We start from the raw sequence: 16,826 nt of genomic DNA, 5'->3' as shown, positions 1-16,826 counted from the left end.
CGCCCTCCCGGGCCGGCAGGACGACGATGTGCCGTGGCCCCGCACTCGGCGCTCGCACTGGGCCGGAGGTCAGGCGAGAAGGTGCGAGCCCACCTGCCGGGCCGTTTGTGGGCCGTACGCCTCGGTGAGTCTGCCGAGGAAGTCCTCGGCCTCGAGGGTGTACTCCTGGGTGCCGGTGACCTCCAGTACAAGGGTGGCCAGCAGACAGCCGACCTGGGCCGACACCTCGAGCGGCAGCTGCCGGACGGTGGCGGCGAGGAAGCCCGCGCGGAAGGCGTCGCCAACGCCGGTGGGGTCGGCGCGGTGCCGTTCGCGGGGCGGAGTGATGTCGACGGTGGGCCCGGACTCGCTTTCGATGCGTACGCCACTGGGACCGAGGGTGGTGAGCCAGGTGCCGACGCGGCGCAGGATGTCCCGCTCGGTGAGGCCGGTCTTCTGGATGAGCAGCTTGTGCTCGTAGGCGTTGGTGAAGAGATACGCGGCCCCGGTGAGCAGCTCGTTGATCTCCTCGCCCGTGAGGCGGGCGAGCTGCTGGGAGGGATCCGCGGCGAACGGGATTCCCAGGGCACGGCACTCGGCGGTGCGGCGCAGCATGGCGGCCGGGTCGTCGGGGCCGATCAGCACCAGGTCGGCGGGGCCGGTGCGGGCCAGCACCTCGGCCAGTTCGATTTCGGCCGCCCGGCTCATGGCACCCGGGTAGAAGGAGGCGATCTGGTTGTGGTCGCGGTCGGTGGTGCACAGGAAGCGCGCGGTGTAGAGCTCGGGGACGACGAGGACGCCCCGGGTGTCGACACCGTTGGCCCGAAGCCAGGCGCCGTACTCGCTGAAGTCGGCACCGGCCGCCCCGACAAGGCGCGGGCGCAGGCCGAGCCGGCCGAGGCCGACCGCGATGTTGGCGCCGACGCCGCCGCGCCGGATGTCGAGGTGGTCGACGAGGAAGGAGAGGGATATGTGGTGGAGCTCCTCGGGGAGGAGCTGTTCGGTCATGCGGCCGGGAAAGGTCATCAGGTGGTCGGTCGCGATGGAGCCGCTGACGACGATCCGCGCGGACACTCTGTCTCCTCTCGGTACGGGTCAGGAGGCGGCGGGCCCCAGTCGCGTCAGGGTGTCCAGCACCTTGGCGCGGCTGACGAAGACCTCGGGCGGCAGTGATACGTACAGCTGGATGGTGGTCACGCCGGCGCGGTGGTAGCGCAGGATGCGCTCGCGGCACTCCTCGGGCGAGCCGCTGATGAACAGTCCGTCCACGACCTCGTCGGGCAGCGCCTTCTGGGCGGCCTCGGGATCGCCGGCGGCCCACTGGTCGTGGGACTCACGCAGCAACTCGCCGTGGCCGAGCCACTCATGGAACTTGCGATACGGCTCGCGGTTGAGGATCCAGGCGAGGAAGGGGCGCGAGGCACGGTGCGCGTAGTCGGTGTCGTCGGTGGGACAGACGAACACCTTGACCACCAGTTCCTTGCCGGGCGGCTGCGGACCGACGGCGTCGAGGATCTTCGGTACGTCCTCGGGGAAGAGGAGGTTGGTGATGGCACCGTCCCCCTCGGTGAAGCCCAGTCGCAGCATGCCGGGGCGCAGCGCCCCCAGGATCACCTTCGCGGGCTGGGCCGGCGGGTGCGGCAGCCGGTAGCCGGTAATGGAGAAGGTGTCGAAGTCACCGGCGATGTGCTCGCCGCGCAGTGCGCGGGTGACGAAGCGCAGGACGTCCCTGGTGCGTTTGAAGGGCTCGTCGAACGGGATGCCGTTGATGTCGGTGACGTGTGCGGGGACGGACGCACCGAGTCCCAGCAGCAGCCGCCCGGGGGCGAGTTGGGCCAGCGTCGCCGCGGTCTGGGCGAGCACCGCGGGTCCGCGGGTGTGCACGGGAACGATGCCGGTGGCGATGCGCAGGGTCGGCGACCAGGCGGCGGTCACGGCGAGTGGGGTGAACGCGTCGGTCCCGCCGCCCTCCGCGCTCCACACATCGGTGTAGCCGAGCTCCGGCAGCCGTTCGATGATGAAGCGGTGCCGGTCGATGGTCAGTCCGGGCAGCGGGAGGGTGACACCCCACTTGGGGGGAACGGCTTCGGTACGCGGGGTGGGGTGGTGCGGCTCGGTCATGGAGTGACTGCCGTCCTCTCGTGCGGGGGCGGGGGGGATCAGCGGGCGGAGGCCGGACTCATGAGCCGACCGAGACCGTGGTCAGGTCCAGGAACCAGGACTGCGGCTGTATGAGCCCTCGTACCTTGGGCGACAGTGCCCGCGGATTGCGGTCGTTGACGACGAACAGCCATGGGGCGTCCTTGGTCACGAGGGAGAGCGCCTCGCGGTAGTCGGCCCGGCGCCGGGTGCGGTCGGTGGACGCCGAAGCGGAGGCGAGCAGCCGGTCGACGTCCGCGTTGCGGTAGTGGCCGGTCCAGAAGGGGCTGTTGCTGCCGATGAACAGCGGGAGCAGTGCCTCGGACTGGAAGAGGGTGGTGGACTGGGCGATGGCGTCTGAGCCGAGCGCGACCTTGCCGTCGGCCTCTGCGCCGATGAGGGTCGTCCAGTCGGTCGTGCGGATCTCGACCTTGATACCGACCGCCCCGAGGTCCCGCTGAATGGCTTCCGCGATCGGCACCGGCAGCAGATTGCCGGAGCCGCCGGTGGGGACCGTGACCGTGGTGCTCAGTCCCTTGTCGTAGCCGGCCTCGGCCAGCAACTTGCGGGCCTTGGCCGGGTCGTATGCATAGGTGTCACCCGACTTGTCGTAGGCGAAGGTGGCCCGGGGCGCGGCCTGCGCGGCGGGGTCGGCGGTGCCGTGCAGCAGTTTTTCGGCAATGGCTGCGCGGTCGACGGCGTAATTGGCCGCGCGCCTGACCCTCGGGTCCTTCCAGGGCTTCTTGGAGGTGTCGAGGATCCAGTACCAGAGGTGGTCATAGCTGTTGGTGGCGATCGTGGCACCGTCGGCCTTCAGGCTGTCGATGTCGTCGGGGTTCGGGTACTCGATCCAGTTGACGTCCCCCGAGCGCAGGGCCGCGGTGCGGGCGGCGGCGTCCGGGAGCGACTTGATCACCAGCTTGTCGAGCTTGGGTGCGCCCCGCCAGTAGTTCTTGTGGGCGGCCAGTTCGATCTGCTGCCCTTCCTTCTGCGAGGTGAAGGCGAACGGGCCGGTGCCGACAGGGTGGCGGGCGAAGTTCTTGGTGCCGGTCTTACGGACCGCCGTAGGGCTCGCGATCAGCACATGGGCCAGGTCTTCGGTGAAGTGGCCGTTCGGCTGCTTGGTGACCAGCTGTACGCGGCCTTCGCCGAGCTTGCGATAGCTGGTAATGTCCCCGGCGTACTCACCGGCGGCGGCGCCGAGCGCGTCGGTGTAGTACTGGCTCTTCTTGTTGAGGTAGCGGTCCAGGTTGAAGATCACGGCGTCGGCGTTGAAGGCGGTGCCGTCCTGGAAGGTGACGCCTTTGCGCAGGGTGAAGGTCCAGGTCTTGTTGTCAGCGGCGACCTTCCAGGCGGTCGCGAGCGCGCCGGTGATCTCGGGCGGAGCGTCGGTTTTCGACAGGTCGTAGCGGGTGAGTCCTTCGTAGAGCTGGAAGCTCACCAGCCGCTTGCCCTCGAATCCGGCGCCTCCGATGACGGTGTCGGGGTTGGGCAGCTTGCCGGTGGCGCCGATGACCAGGGTGCCGCCGCGGCCGGAGCCGCCTGCGCCCGGCTTCGCGGGGCCGGAGTCACCGGAGCCGCAGCCGGCGGTCCCGAGCAGAAGCAGTACGGCGGCCGGGATCGCGATGGCTCTGGCGATGGACCTGCGGTGCGTCATGGCGTTGGTTCCTTGTGGGTTCAGTGGAGCGGGGAGGGCTCGGGGGACGTTTCGGGGACGGGCTCATGCGGCCCCGGCCCGCCCCTGACGGCGGCGAGCAGGGCGCGGGTGTACGGGTGCCGGGGGTCGTCCCAGAGACGGGCGACCGGCCCTTCCTCCACGACCCGGCCGCGCCGGAGCACCAGCACGCGGTCGGCCAACTGCCGTACGACGGCCAGGTCGTGGGAGATGAAGAGGTAGCCGAGGCCGGTGTCCTGGCGCAGCTGAGCCAGCAGTTCCAGGACGCGGTGCTGGGAGGAACGGTCGAGGGAGGAGGTGGGTTCGTCGCAGACCACCAGGTCGGGGCCGGTCGCCAGGGCTCGGGCGACGGCGACCCGCTGAAGTTGCCCGCCGGACAGTTCGCGGGGATGGCGGCGGGCGAGCGCCGGGTCGAGGCCGACCTGCCGGAAGAGGTCCGCGACGGCCTCGGCGCGCTCGCGGCGCGGGGTGCCGTGGACGCGTAGGGCGAAGGCCACGGCGTCCCCTGCCGGCAGCGCCGGGTTGAGGGAGCCGCGCGGGTGCTGGGGGACGAACTGCAGCCGGGCGCGTACCGCCTTCCCGGCACGGCCGCGCAGCCGGTACGGATCGTGGCCCGCGAAGCGGACCGTGCCGGACTCGGGTCCGAGCAGGCCGAGCGCCAGCCGGGCGACGGTGGACTTGCCCGAGCCGGACTCGCCGACGAGGCCGACGGTTTCGCCCGGTGCGACGTGCAGGGTGACGTCCTGCAGGGCCGGTGGCGCCTGCCCGTACCGCTTGGTGACGTGCTCGAGAAGGAGCAGGGGCGTGCTCATCGGCGTACCTCCGGCTGCGCGGCCACCAGTTCGGCGGTGAAGGCGTGGCCGGGGCGGGAGAGCACCTGTTCGGGGGGGCCGGCCTCGACGATGCGCCCGGCCCGCATCACCGCCACCCGGCCGCCCACCCGGCGGGCGACGTCGAGGTCGTGGGTGACCAGCAGCAGAGCCGTGCCGTGCTGCGTCCGCAGCCGGTCGAAGAGGTCGAGCACCTGGGCCCGTACGAGGACGTCGAGCGCTGTCGTGGGCTCGTCGGCGACCAGCAGTCCGGGTCGGCAGGCGATCGCGAGGGCGATGGCCGCGCGCTGACGCTGGCCGCCGGAGAGTTGATGCGGATGGCTGCGGGCGACCCGCTCCGGATCGGCGATACCGGCGTCGGCGAGCAGCCCGGTCACGGCCGCTCCGGCGGCCCGGCGCCCGGCGGCGATCCGGTGGCGCAGCAGGATCTCGGTGAGCTGCGGGCCGATCCGGCGCAGCGGGTCGAGGGCGCCGGTCGGGTCCTGCGCCACATGGCCGATGCGGCGGCCACGTATCCGGGACAGGGTCCGCTCGTCCGTGGTGCGCAGGTCGGTCCCGTCGAGCCGGACACTCCCGGTGACCCGGGCGGTGCGGCCGGGCAGGCCGAGAACGGTGCGCGCCACCGTGGTCTTGCCGCTGCCGGACTCGCCCAGCAGCACGAGCGCGCCCCCGGCCTCGATACCGAACGACACGCCGTCCACCGCCCGGACCGGTCCCTCGGGGCCCGGATGGTCGACGGTCAGGTCCGTGACGGACAGCAGGGGCAGGCTCATCGCAGGTCCTCCCGGATGCCGACCCGGCGGCGCAGCCCCTCGCCGAGAACGTTGAAGACCACGGAGACGACCAGGATCGTGACGGCCGGCAGCACGGCGACCCAGGGGTGGGTCAGCAGGCTGGGGCGCAACTCGTCGAGCATGGCGCCCCATTCGGCGGTGGGTGGAGCGACGCCGAGGCCGAGGAAGGAGAGGCCGGCGGCGTAGACGATGGACAGTCCGATGAGCGAGGAGGCGTAGGCGAGCACCACGGGCGCGACGACCGGGAGAATCTGCCGCAGGGCGATCAACGTCCGTCCGGCGCCGCTCACTTGGGCGGCTTCCAGGTACTCGGAGGAGCGGATCCGCCGCACTTCGGTGTACGCGACCCGGGTCACCGCAGGGGTGAGGACCACGGACAGGGAGAGCACGGTGGCGCCGAGACCCGGTTGCAGGACGGTGCCCACGGCGATGGCCAGCAGGATGCCCGGGAAGGCGTAGAGCACGTCGAGGGAGCGCAGCAGCGCCTGCTCGGTGAGCCGGCCGCCGAGACCGGCGGCGATGCCCAGTGCGGTTCCGGCCGCCGCCGCCACCGCCACCGGTACGAAGCCGCCGATCAGAGACGGCCGGGCGGCCCAGATCAGCCGGCTGAGCACATCCCGGCCCTGGCCGTCGGTGCCGAGGAGGTGGCCGGGCGCGGCGGGGTCGAGCAGCCGGTCCCCCAGGGCGCCGGCCGCCGGGTCGTACGGGGCCAGCAGCGGTGCGGCGAGGGCCACCCCGAGCAGCAGGGCGGCGAGTACGGCGGGGATCAGCACACCGGCGGCGCGGCGGCGCGGCGCCTTCGGCGGGGAGGCCGGTTGCGGAGCATGCGTCGTGGGACCGGTCGCCGGAACGGACACCGGGCTCGCGGATTTCGTCATCTGCTTCGTCGTCGGCTTCGTCGTGGGCGGGGGCATCGTCAGCTCCGCACCCGCGGGTCGATCCACGCATGAGCCGTGTCGACGAGGAGGTTGACGCCGACGAAGGCGACCGCGACCATCAGCACGCCGCCCTGGACCAGGGGCAGGTCCCGCGCCGAGAGGGCGTCGTACAACAGCCGGCCGACACCGGGCCAGGCGAACAAGGTCTCCACAAAGACCACGCCCTCCAGGAGATAGGCGAGTTGGAGCCCGGCGATGGTGAGCAGCGCCGGGGAGGCGTTGTGCACGCAGTGCCACAGCACGGCCGGCCGGCTCAGACCGCGCGCCCGGAGGCTGTCCGGCAGATCCCCGGCGAGCACCGAGCCGAGTGCGGCCCGGAACACCCGGGCGGTCAGGCCGAGGGGGACGAGCGCGGCGGCGACGGCGGGCAGGACGAGATGGCGCAGCAGATCGAGGCCGCCTCCGCCGCCGAAGACGTCCTGGATGCCGCCCGCCGGGAGCCAGCGCAGCTGAACTGCGAAGACGGCGATGAGCAGGAGCGCGACCGAGTACTGCGGGGCGGAGATCGACAGCGTGCCGAGGGCGCCGGACAGCCGGCCGGGCAGCCCGCCGGGGAAAACGGCGCCGAGCGCGCCGAGCAGCGTTCCACCGACGATCACCAGCGCGAACGCCGCTCCTGTGAGGATCAGCGTCTCGCCGAGGGCCGGCAGCAGCAGCTGGGTGACAGGGCGCTGACCGGAGATGGAGATGCCGAGGTCACCCGACAGGGCGTGACCCAGCCAGGCGGCGTACTGGACGGGCAACGGCTGGTCGAGACCGAGGCGTTCGGTGAGTTCGCGCCGGGCCTCAGCAGGCGCGCCCGGTCCGAGGAAGACGCCGACAGGATCACCGGGAACGAGGGCGACGGTCGCGAAGACCACGGCCGTGACGCCCAGCAGGGTCGGAACGGCGAGCAGCACCCGGCGCAGCAGAAACCGTCTCATCGGTCCGCCCGCCGGGGCAGGTCGCCGGGCGGCCCGGCGGCGGGGCGGTGAGCGGTGGCGGGCATGGCCGGTCCTTCCCGTTGGTGGGTGGAGAAGAGGCGAAGCAAGGAACGGACGCGCCCGGTCGTGCGCGCTTGCGGCGATCGGCAACGGCAGGCGCGGAGTTGGGGACTGGGCCGGCGCCGGCCACAGGGCAGCAGGCAGGCGCCGCACCGAACGTTTTCGGTCGCTGTGACGAAGATTGCGGGCCGGGCGCAGCAACAGCCAGTCAGGGGTTCATGCTGATACCAGCGGTCATAGGATCCGCCCTCGGAGGTACGCGGTTGCGCCCTTGCCGCGGCGGGGGTATTCCCTTGACCAGCAACTGTGGCCCAAATTAGGCTGTCCAAATGACGTATCGGCGAACCGACTTCACCCTGGTCGGTATCGGCGGCTCGTGGCACCGGAGGTGCTTCGACGAGCTGTGTCGTCCGCGCGCCGGGCGCTGATCCTCGGCTGTCGCCGCCGAAAGCGCCCCTCCTCATCGCCGTACCGCCGTGCCCATGTGGCACGGCGTCGACCACCTTCGAGGGGAACGCACGCAATGCCGTACGACATGAGCAACAGCCTCCGCCCGGGCGGAGGTTCACGATGGGAACGCTGACCGAACTCCCGGAGCAGAGCACCGGACGCGTTCCGCGGCCCTGCACCGGGCGCAGAGCGCCGCACCGCGTCACCGGGCCGTCCTCCACCGACGACCTGCTCCATACCGAGATCGACAACCCACTGGACCTGATCGCCGGCCACCAGCTGTTGGCCGAATCCGATGCCCTGCCCGGCCGCCCTCGCACGGAGGCGGCCGTCTGCGCGTGTGGCCATCCCATGTGCGCGGTGAGCGACCACCGGGCGTCCACTGCCACCCGGGTGTTTCTGATCGCGCGTCACCCCGTCGCCGGTGCCGGGCTGCGCAGCGTCCTGGCCGCGGCGCCGGACATCGTTGTGGTCGGCAGCGCGGGCGATCCTGTGCAGGCACTCGGAGCCGTACGACGGGTGCGGCCCGATGTGATCCTGCTCGGGCGGGGCGCCACACTCAGCGACGATCTGGCGACCGTCGTCCGGCTGCGCGGCGCGCAAGGCGCCCCGCACGCACGGGTGTTGCTGCTGCGGCGGGCCGAGAGCGCGGCGGAGGCCGGCCGGATACTCCTGGCCGGGGCCAGCGGCTGCTTCCCGCTCGATCTGGCCGAGGAACGGATCATCGGCGCGGTCGGCCTGGCCGCCGCGGGTGGCTCGGTGTTCCTGCCCGCTCCCCCGCCGGCCAGGGTCCATCCGGCGAGCCTGGCCGGCCATGCCGCCGAACCGGCGCCGCAGCACTGTGGCCTCACGGACCGGGAGCGCGATGTGCTGGCTCAGCTCGCCCGCGGCCTCAGCAACGCCGAGATCGGCCGTGAACTGGCCCTCGCCGAGGCGACCGTCAAGAAGCACCTCACGCAGGCGATGCGCAAGACCGGCCAGTCGGACCGGCTGCGGGCCGCGCTGTACGCACACCGTCACGGCCTGGCCGGCTGACAGCGTCCAAGAAGGGCGGGCGCGCCAAAGGCATCCCCATGCCATCACCGGCGGGCACTGCGGCGGCACTTCGAAAGGCGGGCATCCCATGGCGGGTGCCCGCCCTTCGCGCGCCCGGCGCCGGAACGGGCCCCGCTTCGGGGGCGACCTTCGGAGCAGTCCGGGTCGCCGTTCGTCGCCCGTACCGTCGCCGTTCGGGGCTTCTGGCCGCTCGCCGGCGTACCTAGCGTTGCCGGCATACGTGACCACAGCGGTCCGTATCAGCCCTGACTGAGGAGCCCCCATGAGCGACGGGCACGAATCCCCAGAACAGCCCTTCGCATGCACTCCGCGCACCGCGTTGCTGGGCACCGCCCGCCCCGCCGGCGACCGTCCGCCCAAACATCCCCGATCCCCGTACCGGTCCATGCCCGGGGCCGAGCGCTCGGCCCTGTGGCGCCAACGGCTGCACGAGGCCGAGGCCGGCCTCACCCGCTTCCTGGTCTCCAAGGGAGACGAGGTCCAGCTGACGGCCTGGTTCGCCCTGCAGGCCGAGATCTTCGCCGAGCTGCCGGCACCAGGGGCATCGCCCCAGGCCTGGCAGCAGATCTTCTTCAGGGGACAGGCCCTGATGGAACGCTTCCTGGTCGTCCGGTACGGAGAGGACGTACTCGCCGACTGGGCCCGGGCCAACGCCGAGGTGCACCGGGAGGTCGAGCCCGACGGCGGCCGCGGCGCCGCCGACTCCATCCACCGCATCGCCCGCCAGGCCGAACTCTACGGCTCCGACTACGAGTTCGACGACGACCGGCCCCCCTCCGCCGAGCACGCCTCCTTGACCATCACCCACTGCGCCATCTGGGACTACCGCGAAAAGGCGCGCCGGGGCGGTGTCCGCCTGACGCTCGCCTCCCCCTGCACGTACTGCACCGAAGCCCTGTCCGCGAACATCCGCGCCAAGGGCTACCACCCGGCGCACCGGCTGCGCAGCGGTCCCACCGGGCACGGCTGCCGGTGGGAGGCGACCGCCCCGCGGCCTGCCGGTACCGAAGAGCCCGAGGAGGCTTAGATGTGCGGAGTCACCGGCTGGATCGACTGGGAAACCGATCTGCGCGGACAGGAACGGACCGTACGGGCCATGACCGACACCCTGGCCTGCCGGGGGCCCGACGCCCACGGCGTGTGGCTCTCCCGGCAGGCCGCCCTCGGCCACCGCCGGCTGTCCGTCATCGACATCGACGGCGGTAGTCAGCCACTCGCCGACAGCGCGGACCCGGGCGCGGTGCTCAGCTACAACGGCGAGCTCTACAACTACCGTGAGCTGCGGCAGGAGTTGAGCGGACTCGGTCATGTCTTTCGCACCCGCTCGGATACCGAGGTCGTACTGCGGGCCCACCTCCAGTGGGGTGCCGAGGCACCCCGGCGGTTCAATGGCATCTTCGCGTACGCGCTGTGGGACACCCGGCGCCAGGAGCTGCTGCTGGTCCGCGACCGTCTGGGCATCAAACCGCTCTACTGGCACGCCCACCGCACCGGCGTGCTGTTCGGCTCCGAGCCCAAGGCCGTGCTCGCCAACCCCCTCTTCCGCGCCGAACTGGACGCCGAGGGCATCGCGGAACTGTTCGCGCTGCCCGCGGCGCCGACCGCGGGACACGGCATCTTCCGGGGACTGCACGAGGTACGCCCCGGGCACCTGGTGACGGTCGGCCGGACGGCGACCCGCGAGGAACGTTACTGGCGGCTGGAATCCCTCCCGCACACCGATGACGCGGCGACCACCCGGGAGACGGTGCGGGCCCTGCTCGCCGACACGGTCGAGCGGCAGCTCCTCAGCGACGTCCCGTTGTGCACCCTGCTGTCGGGCGGGGTGGACTCCAGTGCCCTCACCGCGCTCGCGGCCGCGGCCCAGGAGCGGGCCGGCCACGGCAAGGTGACCACGTACTCGGTGGACTTCCCCGGCAGCTCGGACCGTACGCCCGACGCCTGGCGCACCTCGCACGACGCCCCGTACGTCCAAGCCGCCGTGGAACACATCGGCACGCTGCACACCTCGGTCGTGGTCCCGGACGACGACCTGCTGGATGCCCGCGACGCCGTACTGCGCGCCCGGGACCGGCCCGGCTGGGGCGAGATGGACGCCTCGCTGCATCTGCTCTTCCGCGAGGTGCGACGGCGCTCCACGGTGGCGCTGTCCGGCGAGGCGGCCGACGAACTCTTCGGCGGCTACCCCTACTTCCACGACCCCGCGGCGCTCGCCGCCGACACCTTCCCCTGGCTGCGCGGCCGGACCACCCCGGCCGCCCTGCTGCGCCCCGAGGTGCGGGCAGAGGCCCGCCCCGAGGAGTACACCGCCGAGGCATACCGGCGCTCGCTCGCCGACGTGCCGCGGCTGGACGGGGAGCACGCCCCCGACCGGCGCATCCGTGAGGTCTTCCATCTGGCACTCACCCGCTGGCTGCCACCGCTGCTGGATCGCGTGGACCGGGTGAGCATGTCGGTGGGCCTGGAGGTGCGGGTGCCGTTCTGCGACCACCGGCTGCTGGAGTACGTGTGGAACGTGCCGTGGGCGCTCAAGGCTCCCGAGGGCCGGCCCAAGGGCCTGCTGCGCGACGCCGTACGTGACCTGCTCCCGCCGAAGGTGACGGACCGGCCCAAGAGCGGCTACCCGTCCACTCCGGCGGTGCGCTACACCGAGGTACTGACCGCCCGTGCCCACGAGCTGCTGTCCGACCCGAACGCCCCGGTGTTCGATCTCGTCGACCGGGCGGCGGTCCGCAGCGCCCTCGCCGAGGGCCGCCCGCTGCCGAGCCCGCGGACCGCTCCCAACCCGGTCGGCGGCCTGGACCACCTGGTCCAGGTGGACGAATGGCTGCGGGCCTACCGCGTGAGCCTGCGATGAGCGCCGGCCGCGAGACGACGGCGGAGGACTTCCGCAGCGCCGCCAGGGGCTGGACCACCGGAGTGGCCGTGCTGACCGCCGGCAGCGGCGAGGAGGTCTTCGCCAAGACGGTCTCCTCGCTGTGCACGCTGTCCGTGAACCCGCTGCTGATCAGCGTCGCGGTGGACCGCCGCAGCCCACTGGTGTCCGCGGTGCGGAGCACCTCCCGGTACGCCGTCTCCGTACTGACACGTGATCAGGAGCCGTTGGCCCAGCGGTTCGCCGCCCCCGGAGCCGGCCGGGCGCTCGGCTTCTTCACCGCCGCGCCGATGCGTCCGGAAGCGACCGGCGCGCCGGTCCTGGAGGAGTGCCTGGCCTGGTTCGACTGCTGGCTGGACGGCGTTCTGCCGGGCGGCGACCACGCCGTCCTGGTCGGCCGCGTGGCGGCGGCGGCCAGCACCCCGGGCGAGCCGCTGCTCTACCACGGCGGCCGTTACCGCTCCCTCGACCACCTTCACCGTCCCACCTCCACCCCCAGGGGAGTCCGCGCATGACCCTGCTCACCGGCGACACCTACCGGGCCGGACTGGACGACGGCCGCGAGCTGTATCTGGACGGCAAGCGCATCAGCGACCCGGCCCTCCACCTCGCGTTCAAACCGGCCGTGGACGAACTGGCCAGGCTCCTGGACCTCCAGCACGACCCCGATCACCGCGAGCTGCTCACCTGGAAGGATCCGGACACCGGCCGCCGGCTGGCCCGCGCCTACCAGCCGCCCCGCACCCTGGAGGATCTGCGCCTGCAGCGGCGCAGCGCCGAGTTCTGGCACGCCGAGTCGCTGGGCCAGCACGGCCGGTCCCCCGCCTTCATGGCGTCGATCGCGCTCGGCGTGTACGACTTCCGTCACCGACTGGAGGCGCATCACACCGGGTTCGGCGCCAACGCCGAGGCCTGGTACCGCCACTGCGCGGACAACGATCTCGTCCTGTCCCATGCCCTGGGCGACCCGCAGATCGACCGCTCCGCCAACCCCGTGGACGACCCCGACCTGGCGCTGCGGGTCCTGGAGGAGAACGACCGGGGCATCGTGGTGCGCGGCGCCAAGCAGCTGACGACGCTGGCCCCGCTGGCGCACGAAGTACTCGTCTATCTGTCGGCGTCCTTCACCCAGGGCCGCGGCGAGCAGTTCGTGGTCTGGTTCGCGCTGCCGCTCAACACCCCCGGTCTGATCACGCTCTGCCGCGAACCGCTGGGCAGCGAACCGTGGGGGCACGCCCATCCGCTGGGCGCCCGCTTCGACGAGCAGGACGCCATGCTGTTCTTCGACGATGTGCTGGTGCCCTGGGACCGGGTGTTCCTGCTGCGCGACGGCGATCTGGCCCGGGTCGGACTCGGCCGGATCAACGCCTGGAGCGCCTACATCGGCCACGTCCGCTTCCGGGAACGGCTGCGTACGCTGCTGGCGACGGCGACCCTGGTGGCCGAGAGCATAGGCGTGGACGGCTTCCGCAACATTCAGGAGGACCTGGGGCGCCTGGCCGGCTATGCCGAGCTGACCGAGTACTTCCTGGACGCCGCCGAGGCCCGGGCCACGGTGACCGACAGCGGACTGTTCGCCCCCGGCGACACCGCGGCGAGCCGGGTCTGGTCCGCCGAAGTGGCGGGCAGCGCGGTGGAGATCGTCCGCCGGATCGGCGCGTCCGGACTGCTGATGCAGCCCACCGCCGGTGACCTCGCCCACCCCCGGCTCCGTCCCCACCTGGACCGCTATATGCGCGGCCGGGGCATCGACGCGGAGCGCAAGTCCCGGCTGTTCAGGCTCGCCTGGGAGCTGACGGGGGACGGTTTCGGCCAGCGCCAGGACCTCTACGAGTACGTCCACCGTGGCGATCTGGCCCGCAACCGGATCAACCTCTTCAAACGCTACGACCAGAGCGGAGTGCGCGAGCGGCTGCGGCAGCTCGTGGAAGCACCCGCAGCCACCGACCAGGAGGAGAGGCGATGACCACGCCCGCCGTCGAGATTCAGGCCCGCACCCTTGCCGGCTACGCGCACGCCAGCAGGCTCCGTCAGGAACACGACCGGGACTGGGTCCTCGACCACATACCGGGCGAGCCCGGTGTCCTGCTCGACCTCGGAAGCGGAATAGGACAGTTGCTGCAGGCCGCCCTGGACCGGTTCCCCTCGCTGCGGCAGGCGGTCGGTCTGGAACGCTCCCCGCACCGGATCGCCGAGGCGTCCGAGCGGCTTGAGTCCTACGGCGACCGGGCCGAGCTGCACGAGGCCGATCTGACCGCCCCCGGGCCGGTGCCGTACCGGGCCGACGTGGTGACGATGACGTCGGTGCTGCACTGGCTGTATCCCACCGAGGAGCGGATTCTGGCCTGGGCACGTGAACATCTCGCGCCGGACGGCCGCTTCCTGCTGACGACCTATCACCCGTCGCGTGACGAACACGGTCTGGGCGGTGAGGACGACATCGTGCGCGACGCCCTGACCGCCCTCGGGGTCCGGCGCGCGGACGTGCCCGCTCTGTTCGCCGACGGGGCGGTGCTGCCCATCGCCACCCGGACCCGGGCGGCCGACGAGCTCGCGGTGCTGCTCAAGGGGCACTTCCAGATCGCCGCCGTCCACGAGCGCGACGCGACGGTGACCGTCGAGGACGCCGGACAGTACGCACACTTCCACGCCGCGACGTTCGGCGACTACTACGGACGGCTCGTCGAGCCCGCCCGGCGTGGGGACTTCTTCGCGGCGGTCGGCGAGGCCGCCCGGCGGCGGCAGGAGGAGCGGGGGTGGGTCAGCCACATGCCGGTCCGGCTGTGGGAGCTCACCCCGCGCGGATGAGCACTCCCCTACCCTGTTCACAGCCGCAGCCGCAGTCGTAGCCGTACGCAGCCGAGGAGCCGTACACCATGTCAACTCCCCATGCCGGACCGGAGCTCGGGGCCTTTCTGCGGGCCCACCGCGAACTGCTGAAGCCGGCCGACGTGGGCCTGACGGCCACCGCCCGACGGCGCACCCCGGGGCTGCGCCGCGAGGAGGTGGCCTCGCTCTCGGGTGTGGGCCTTGCCTGGTACACCTGGCTGGAGCAGGGCCGGGTGACCGCCTCCCGGCAGGTCCTGGAGGCGGTCGCCCGGGCGCTGCGGCTGGACGCGGCGGGCCTGCGGCATGCGATGCGGCTGGCCGGCTATCACGAACCCGTCGGGCCTGCCGACGAGGAGGGGCACGGCGAACTGGCCGCGGCAGTACAGCCGGTGCTCGATTCATGGCCGACGAGCCCGGCGGTCCTGGTGGACCAGTACTTCGACCTGCTGGGCTGGAACGCCTCCTGGGGCGCCCTGTGGGGCGCCCCGGAGGCGGTTCCGGCCGAGCGCCGCAATCTGATGTGGCTGATCGCGGCCGACCGGCGGCTACGTGCGGTTCTGCACGACTGGGAGCCGCTGGCCATGAACGTCTTCCAGCACTTCCGCGCCCAGGCCGGACCCGCACTGGCCGACGCCAGGACGAGTGAGGTCTACCGGCATCTGGGCGAGGACGTGCCGGAGCTGAGCCACTGGTGGGGCTGCCACTCGGTGGCCGAACTGACCGCCCGTACGGTCACGGTGGAGCCGCGGACCGGGCAGCGGATGCAGCTGTCGCTGTCGTCCTTCCACCCGGTCGACGACCCGTCGGCGCTGGTCCTGCTGTTCACCCCGTGCTCGGCGGAGGACCGCTCCCGGATGGCGGCCCTCTCCGACGGCACCCTGCGCGCCGTACCCGCTACTCCTGACCTGCGGGCCGGCTGACCGCCGCCGCCCTGCGCAGCCCCGTGCTGAGCAGCAGACCACCGAGGGCCGCGAGCAGAGCGAGGCCCGCGCCCACGGCGAGAGTTCCGGCCGAGACATCGGCGAACGCGCCGACCGCCCAGGCGCCGAGTCCGGTGCCCGCGTACATCGTGGAGGTCAGCCAGGCGCTGGAGGTGGCGCGCAGCTCGGGTGCGGCCGTGCCGGCCAGCGTCTGCTGATCGGTGACAAATCCGCCGCTCGCCACGAACCACACCACGATCCCGGCGAGCGCCAGCACGAGGCCCGGTCCCTTCGCCGACAGCGCGATGCCCACCGCCAGCAGCAGACCCCACAGCGCGAGCAGCGGCAGATCGGTGCGCCCCGCCGCCCTGGCCCGGTCGCCCAGCCGTCCACCGAGCAGCGAACCGGCCACACTGCCCGCGCCGACCAGTACACCGATCAGCCCCAGGGCCTGAACCGAGAGCCCGAAGCGGTGCACCAGCAGCGCCCCGAGGAAGGTGTAGGCGCCCAGGTTGGCGGCGTGAAAGACCGTGTTGACCACAAGTGCCTTGCGGAGCGTCGGAATACCCCACGCTGCCAGCACGCCCTTGAGAGCTCCCACCTGAACGTCCTGTACGGCGGTGGGCCGCACTTGGCGCAGCAGCAGCGGAACAGCCGCGGCGGTGCCGATGGCCAGCGCCCAGAAGGCGGAACGCCAGCCCGCCACCCCGGCCAGCAGACCTCCGAGCGGCACACCGACGACCTGGCCGCAGGAGAACAGCGCCATTCCCAGGCCGAGCGCACGTCCGCGGACCCGGTCGGACGCCGTCTCGGCGATATGGGCCCAGATCGCGGGCCCGGCCGCCGCGGCGGCGAGCCCGGCGACCGCACGCGAAACCACCAGCAGCGTCAGGCCCGTGGAGAGGGCGGCAGCGGCATTGGACACGACGAACAGCGCCGTTCCCGCCACCAGCGCCCGGCGGCGGCCGAAGCGGTCACTGAGCAGGCCGAGGAAGGGCGCGGCGATCGCGTACGCGAGTACGTACGCGGTGACGCTGGAAGCCGCGGCGGCCTCACTCACCTTGATGTCGTCGGAAATCGTCGGCAGGAGCGGGGAGACCAGGAACGTCTCGGTACCGAACAGGAACAGCAGCGCGAACACGCCCGCATAGCGCAGCCAGTCGAAGGAGTCGGTCTGGCCGGTCTCGTCGGCCTGGCCGGTAGGGGCATCGGAGATGCTGCTCAAGCGGATCACCACCTTGTCGGGCATCAGGGCGGAGCCGCGTCCCGGCACAGGGGTGCCCTCGCCGGGGCCGGCGGCGCGTCATGCGACTCCGGTGGGAAGGGGCCGTCCGGCCCGGCCATCTTCGGCCGACCGC

At 72.2% G+C, this 16,826-nt stretch carries 15 protein-coding genes; 7 read left to right on the top strand and 8 right to left on the bottom strand.

Going from position 1 to position 16,826, the window contains the following annotated elements:
• Positions 1 to 69 precede the first annotated feature (69 nt).
• The 7 genes from ACQEVG_RS14955 to ACQEVG_RS14925 form a co-directional block, all read right to left on the bottom strand.
• Positions 70 to 1,005: a carbohydrate kinase family protein gene (locus ACQEVG_RS14955; RefSeq protein ID WP_432985361.1), complete on the bottom strand. Its 936-nt coding sequence runs from the start codon at positions 1,003 to 1,005 to the stop codon at positions 70 to 72.
• A gap of 69 nt (positions 1,006 to 1,074) precedes the next feature.
• On the bottom strand, positions 1,075 to 2,100 hold the full coding sequence (locus ACQEVG_RS14950; protein WP_432982766.1) for an LLM class F420-dependent oxidoreductase: 1,026 nt from the start codon (positions 2,098 to 2,100) through the stop codon (positions 1,075 to 1,077).
• A gap of 58 nt (positions 2,101 to 2,158) precedes the next feature.
• Positions 2,159 to 3,775, bottom strand: a complete 1,617-nt coding sequence (locus tag ACQEVG_RS14945) for an ABC transporter substrate-binding protein (RefSeq protein ID WP_432982763.1) — start codon at positions 3,773 to 3,775, stop codon at positions 2,159 to 2,161.
• A 20-nt stretch (positions 3,776 to 3,795) separates the two neighbouring features.
• Complete coding sequence (locus tag ACQEVG_RS14940; protein ID WP_432982760.1) at positions 3,796 to 4,605, bottom strand: ABC transporter ATP-binding protein; 810 nt, start codon at positions 4,603 to 4,605, stop codon at positions 3,796 to 3,798.
• The gene (locus ACQEVG_RS14935) at positions 4,602 to 5,396 is read right to left on the bottom strand and encodes an ABC transporter ATP-binding protein (RefSeq protein ID WP_432982757.1); all 795 of its coding nucleotides are present in this window, start codon (positions 5,394 to 5,396) and stop codon (positions 4,602 to 4,604) included. The genes ACQEVG_RS14940 and ACQEVG_RS14935 overlap by 4 nt, the downstream gene beginning before the upstream one ends.
• Positions 5,393 to 6,331, bottom strand: a complete 939-nt coding sequence (locus tag ACQEVG_RS14930) for an ABC transporter permease (protein ID WP_432982754.1) — start codon at positions 6,329 to 6,331, stop codon at positions 5,393 to 5,395. Before ACQEVG_RS14930 ends, ACQEVG_RS14935 begins: the two co-directional genes overlap by 4 nt.
• Before the next feature lie 2 nt (positions 6,332 to 6,333).
• On the bottom strand, positions 6,334 to 7,278 hold the full coding sequence (locus ACQEVG_RS14925) for an ABC transporter permease (RefSeq protein WP_432982751.1): 945 nt from the start codon (positions 7,276 to 7,278) through the stop codon (positions 6,334 to 6,336).
• A gap of 630 nt (positions 7,279 to 7,908) precedes the next feature.
• Here ACQEVG_RS14925 and ACQEVG_RS14920 point away from each other — a divergent pair.
• The 7 genes from ACQEVG_RS14920 to ACQEVG_RS14890 all read left to right on the top strand — a co-directional run bounded on the left by ACQEVG_RS14920 (position 7,909) and on the right by ACQEVG_RS14890 (position 15,468).
• Complete coding sequence (locus ACQEVG_RS14920; protein ID WP_432982748.1) at positions 7,909 to 8,823, top strand: LuxR C-terminal-related transcriptional regulator; 915 nt, start codon at positions 7,909 to 7,911, stop codon at positions 8,821 to 8,823.
• 283 nt (positions 8,824 to 9,106) lie between these two features.
• Positions 9,107 to 9,871 carry a hypothetical protein gene (locus ACQEVG_RS14915; RefSeq protein ID WP_432982745.1) on the top strand — a complete coding sequence of 255 codons (765 nt, stop codon included), beginning with the start codon at positions 9,107 to 9,109 and terminating at the stop codon, positions 9,869 to 9,871.
• Positions 9,872 to 11,701, top strand: coding sequence for an asparagine synthase (glutamine-hydrolyzing) (gene asnB / locus ACQEVG_RS14910; RefSeq protein ID WP_432982742.1), 1,830 nt, complete (start codon positions 9,872 to 9,874; stop codon positions 11,699 to 11,701).
• Positions 11,698 to 12,234: a flavin reductase family protein gene (locus ACQEVG_RS14905; protein WP_432982739.1), complete on the top strand. Its 537-nt coding sequence runs from the start codon at positions 11,698 to 11,700 to the stop codon at positions 12,232 to 12,234. The genes asnB and ACQEVG_RS14905 overlap by 4 nt, the downstream gene beginning before the upstream one ends.
• Complete coding sequence (locus ACQEVG_RS14900) at positions 12,231 to 13,685, top strand: 4-hydroxyphenylacetate 3-hydroxylase family protein (RefSeq protein ID WP_432982736.1); 1,455 nt, start codon at positions 12,231 to 12,233, stop codon at positions 13,683 to 13,685. The genes ACQEVG_RS14905 and ACQEVG_RS14900 overlap by 4 nt, the downstream gene beginning before the upstream one ends.
• The gene (locus ACQEVG_RS14895; protein ID WP_432982733.1) at positions 13,682 to 14,527 is read left to right on the top strand and encodes a class I SAM-dependent methyltransferase; all 846 of its coding nucleotides are present in this window, start codon (positions 13,682 to 13,684) and stop codon (positions 14,525 to 14,527) included. The genes ACQEVG_RS14900 and ACQEVG_RS14895 overlap by 4 nt, the downstream gene beginning before the upstream one ends.
• A 68-nt stretch (positions 14,528 to 14,595) precedes the next feature.
• Positions 14,596 to 15,468 carry a helix-turn-helix domain-containing protein gene (locus tag ACQEVG_RS14890; RefSeq protein WP_432982730.1) on the top strand — a complete coding sequence of 291 codons (873 nt, stop codon included), beginning with the start codon at positions 14,596 to 14,598 and terminating at the stop codon, positions 15,466 to 15,468.
• Here the strand turns inward: ACQEVG_RS14890 and ACQEVG_RS14885 are convergent.
• On the bottom strand, positions 15,443 to 16,693 hold the full coding sequence (locus tag ACQEVG_RS14885; protein WP_432982727.1) for an MFS transporter: 1,251 nt from the start codon (positions 16,691 to 16,693) through the stop codon (positions 15,443 to 15,445). The genes ACQEVG_RS14890 and ACQEVG_RS14885 overlap by 26 nt on opposite strands.
• Positions 16,694 to 16,826: the final 133 nt, after the last annotated feature.

Origin of the sequence: Streptomyces sp. CA-135486 (genome assembly GCF_050936555.1) — a bacterium.
Taxonomy (GTDB): Bacteria; Actinomycetota; Actinomycetes; order Streptomycetales; family Streptomycetaceae; genus Streptomyces.
This window is presented reverse-complemented; position numbering and strand designations above follow the sequence as displayed.

What these genes read in the sequence shown, in the direction of transcription:
- ACQEVG_RS14945 (WP_432982763.1), bottom strand. Translation starts at nt 3,775, where the DNA reads ATGACGCACCGCAGGTCCATCGCCAGAGCCATCGCGATCCCGGCCGCC.
- ACQEVG_RS14930 (WP_432982754.1), bottom strand. Translation starts at nt 6,331, where the DNA reads ATGCCCCCGCCCACGACGAAGCCGACGACGAAGCAGATGACGAAATCC.
- ACQEVG_RS14935 (WP_432982757.1), bottom strand. Translation starts at nt 5,396, where the DNA reads ATGAGCCTGCCCCTGCTGTCCGTCACGGACCTGACCGTCGACCATCCG.
- ACQEVG_RS14940 (WP_432982760.1), bottom strand. Translation starts at nt 4,605, where the DNA reads ATGAGCACGCCCCTGCTCCTTCTCGAGCACGTCACCAAGCGGTACGGG.
- asnB (WP_432982742.1), top strand. Translation starts at nt 9,872, where the DNA reads ATGTGCGGAGTCACCGGCTGGATCGACTGGGAAACCGATCTGCGCGGA.
- ACQEVG_RS14955 (WP_432985361.1), bottom strand. Translation starts at nt 1,005, where the DNA reads ATGACCTTTCCCGGCCGCATGACCGAACAGCTCCTCCCCGAGGAGCTC.
- ACQEVG_RS14895 (WP_432982733.1), top strand. Translation starts at nt 13,682, where the DNA reads ATGACCACGCCCGCCGTCGAGATTCAGGCCCGCACCCTTGCCGGCTAC.
- ACQEVG_RS14905 (WP_432982739.1), top strand. Translation starts at nt 11,698, where the DNA reads ATGAGCGCCGGCCGCGAGACGACGGCGGAGGACTTCCGCAGCGCCGCC.
- ACQEVG_RS14920 (WP_432982748.1), top strand. Translation starts at nt 7,909, where the DNA reads ATGGGAACGCTGACCGAACTCCCGGAGCAGAGCACCGGACGCGTTCCG.
- ACQEVG_RS14925 (WP_432982751.1), bottom strand. Translation starts at nt 7,278, where the DNA reads ATGAGACGGTTTCTGCTGCGCCGGGTGCTGCTCGCCGTTCCGACCCTG.
- ACQEVG_RS14915 (WP_432982745.1), top strand. Translation starts at nt 9,107, where the DNA reads ATGAGCGACGGGCACGAATCCCCAGAACAGCCCTTCGCATGCACTCCG.
- ACQEVG_RS14890 (WP_432982730.1), top strand. Translation starts at nt 14,596, where the DNA reads ATGTCAACTCCCCATGCCGGACCGGAGCTCGGGGCCTTTCTGCGGGCC.
- ACQEVG_RS14950 (WP_432982766.1), bottom strand. Translation starts at nt 2,100, where the DNA reads ATGACCGAGCCGCACCACCCCACCCCGCGTACCGAAGCCGTTCCCCCC.
- ACQEVG_RS14900 (WP_432982736.1), top strand. Translation starts at nt 12,231, where the DNA reads ATGACCCTGCTCACCGGCGACACCTACCGGGCCGGACTGGACGACGGC.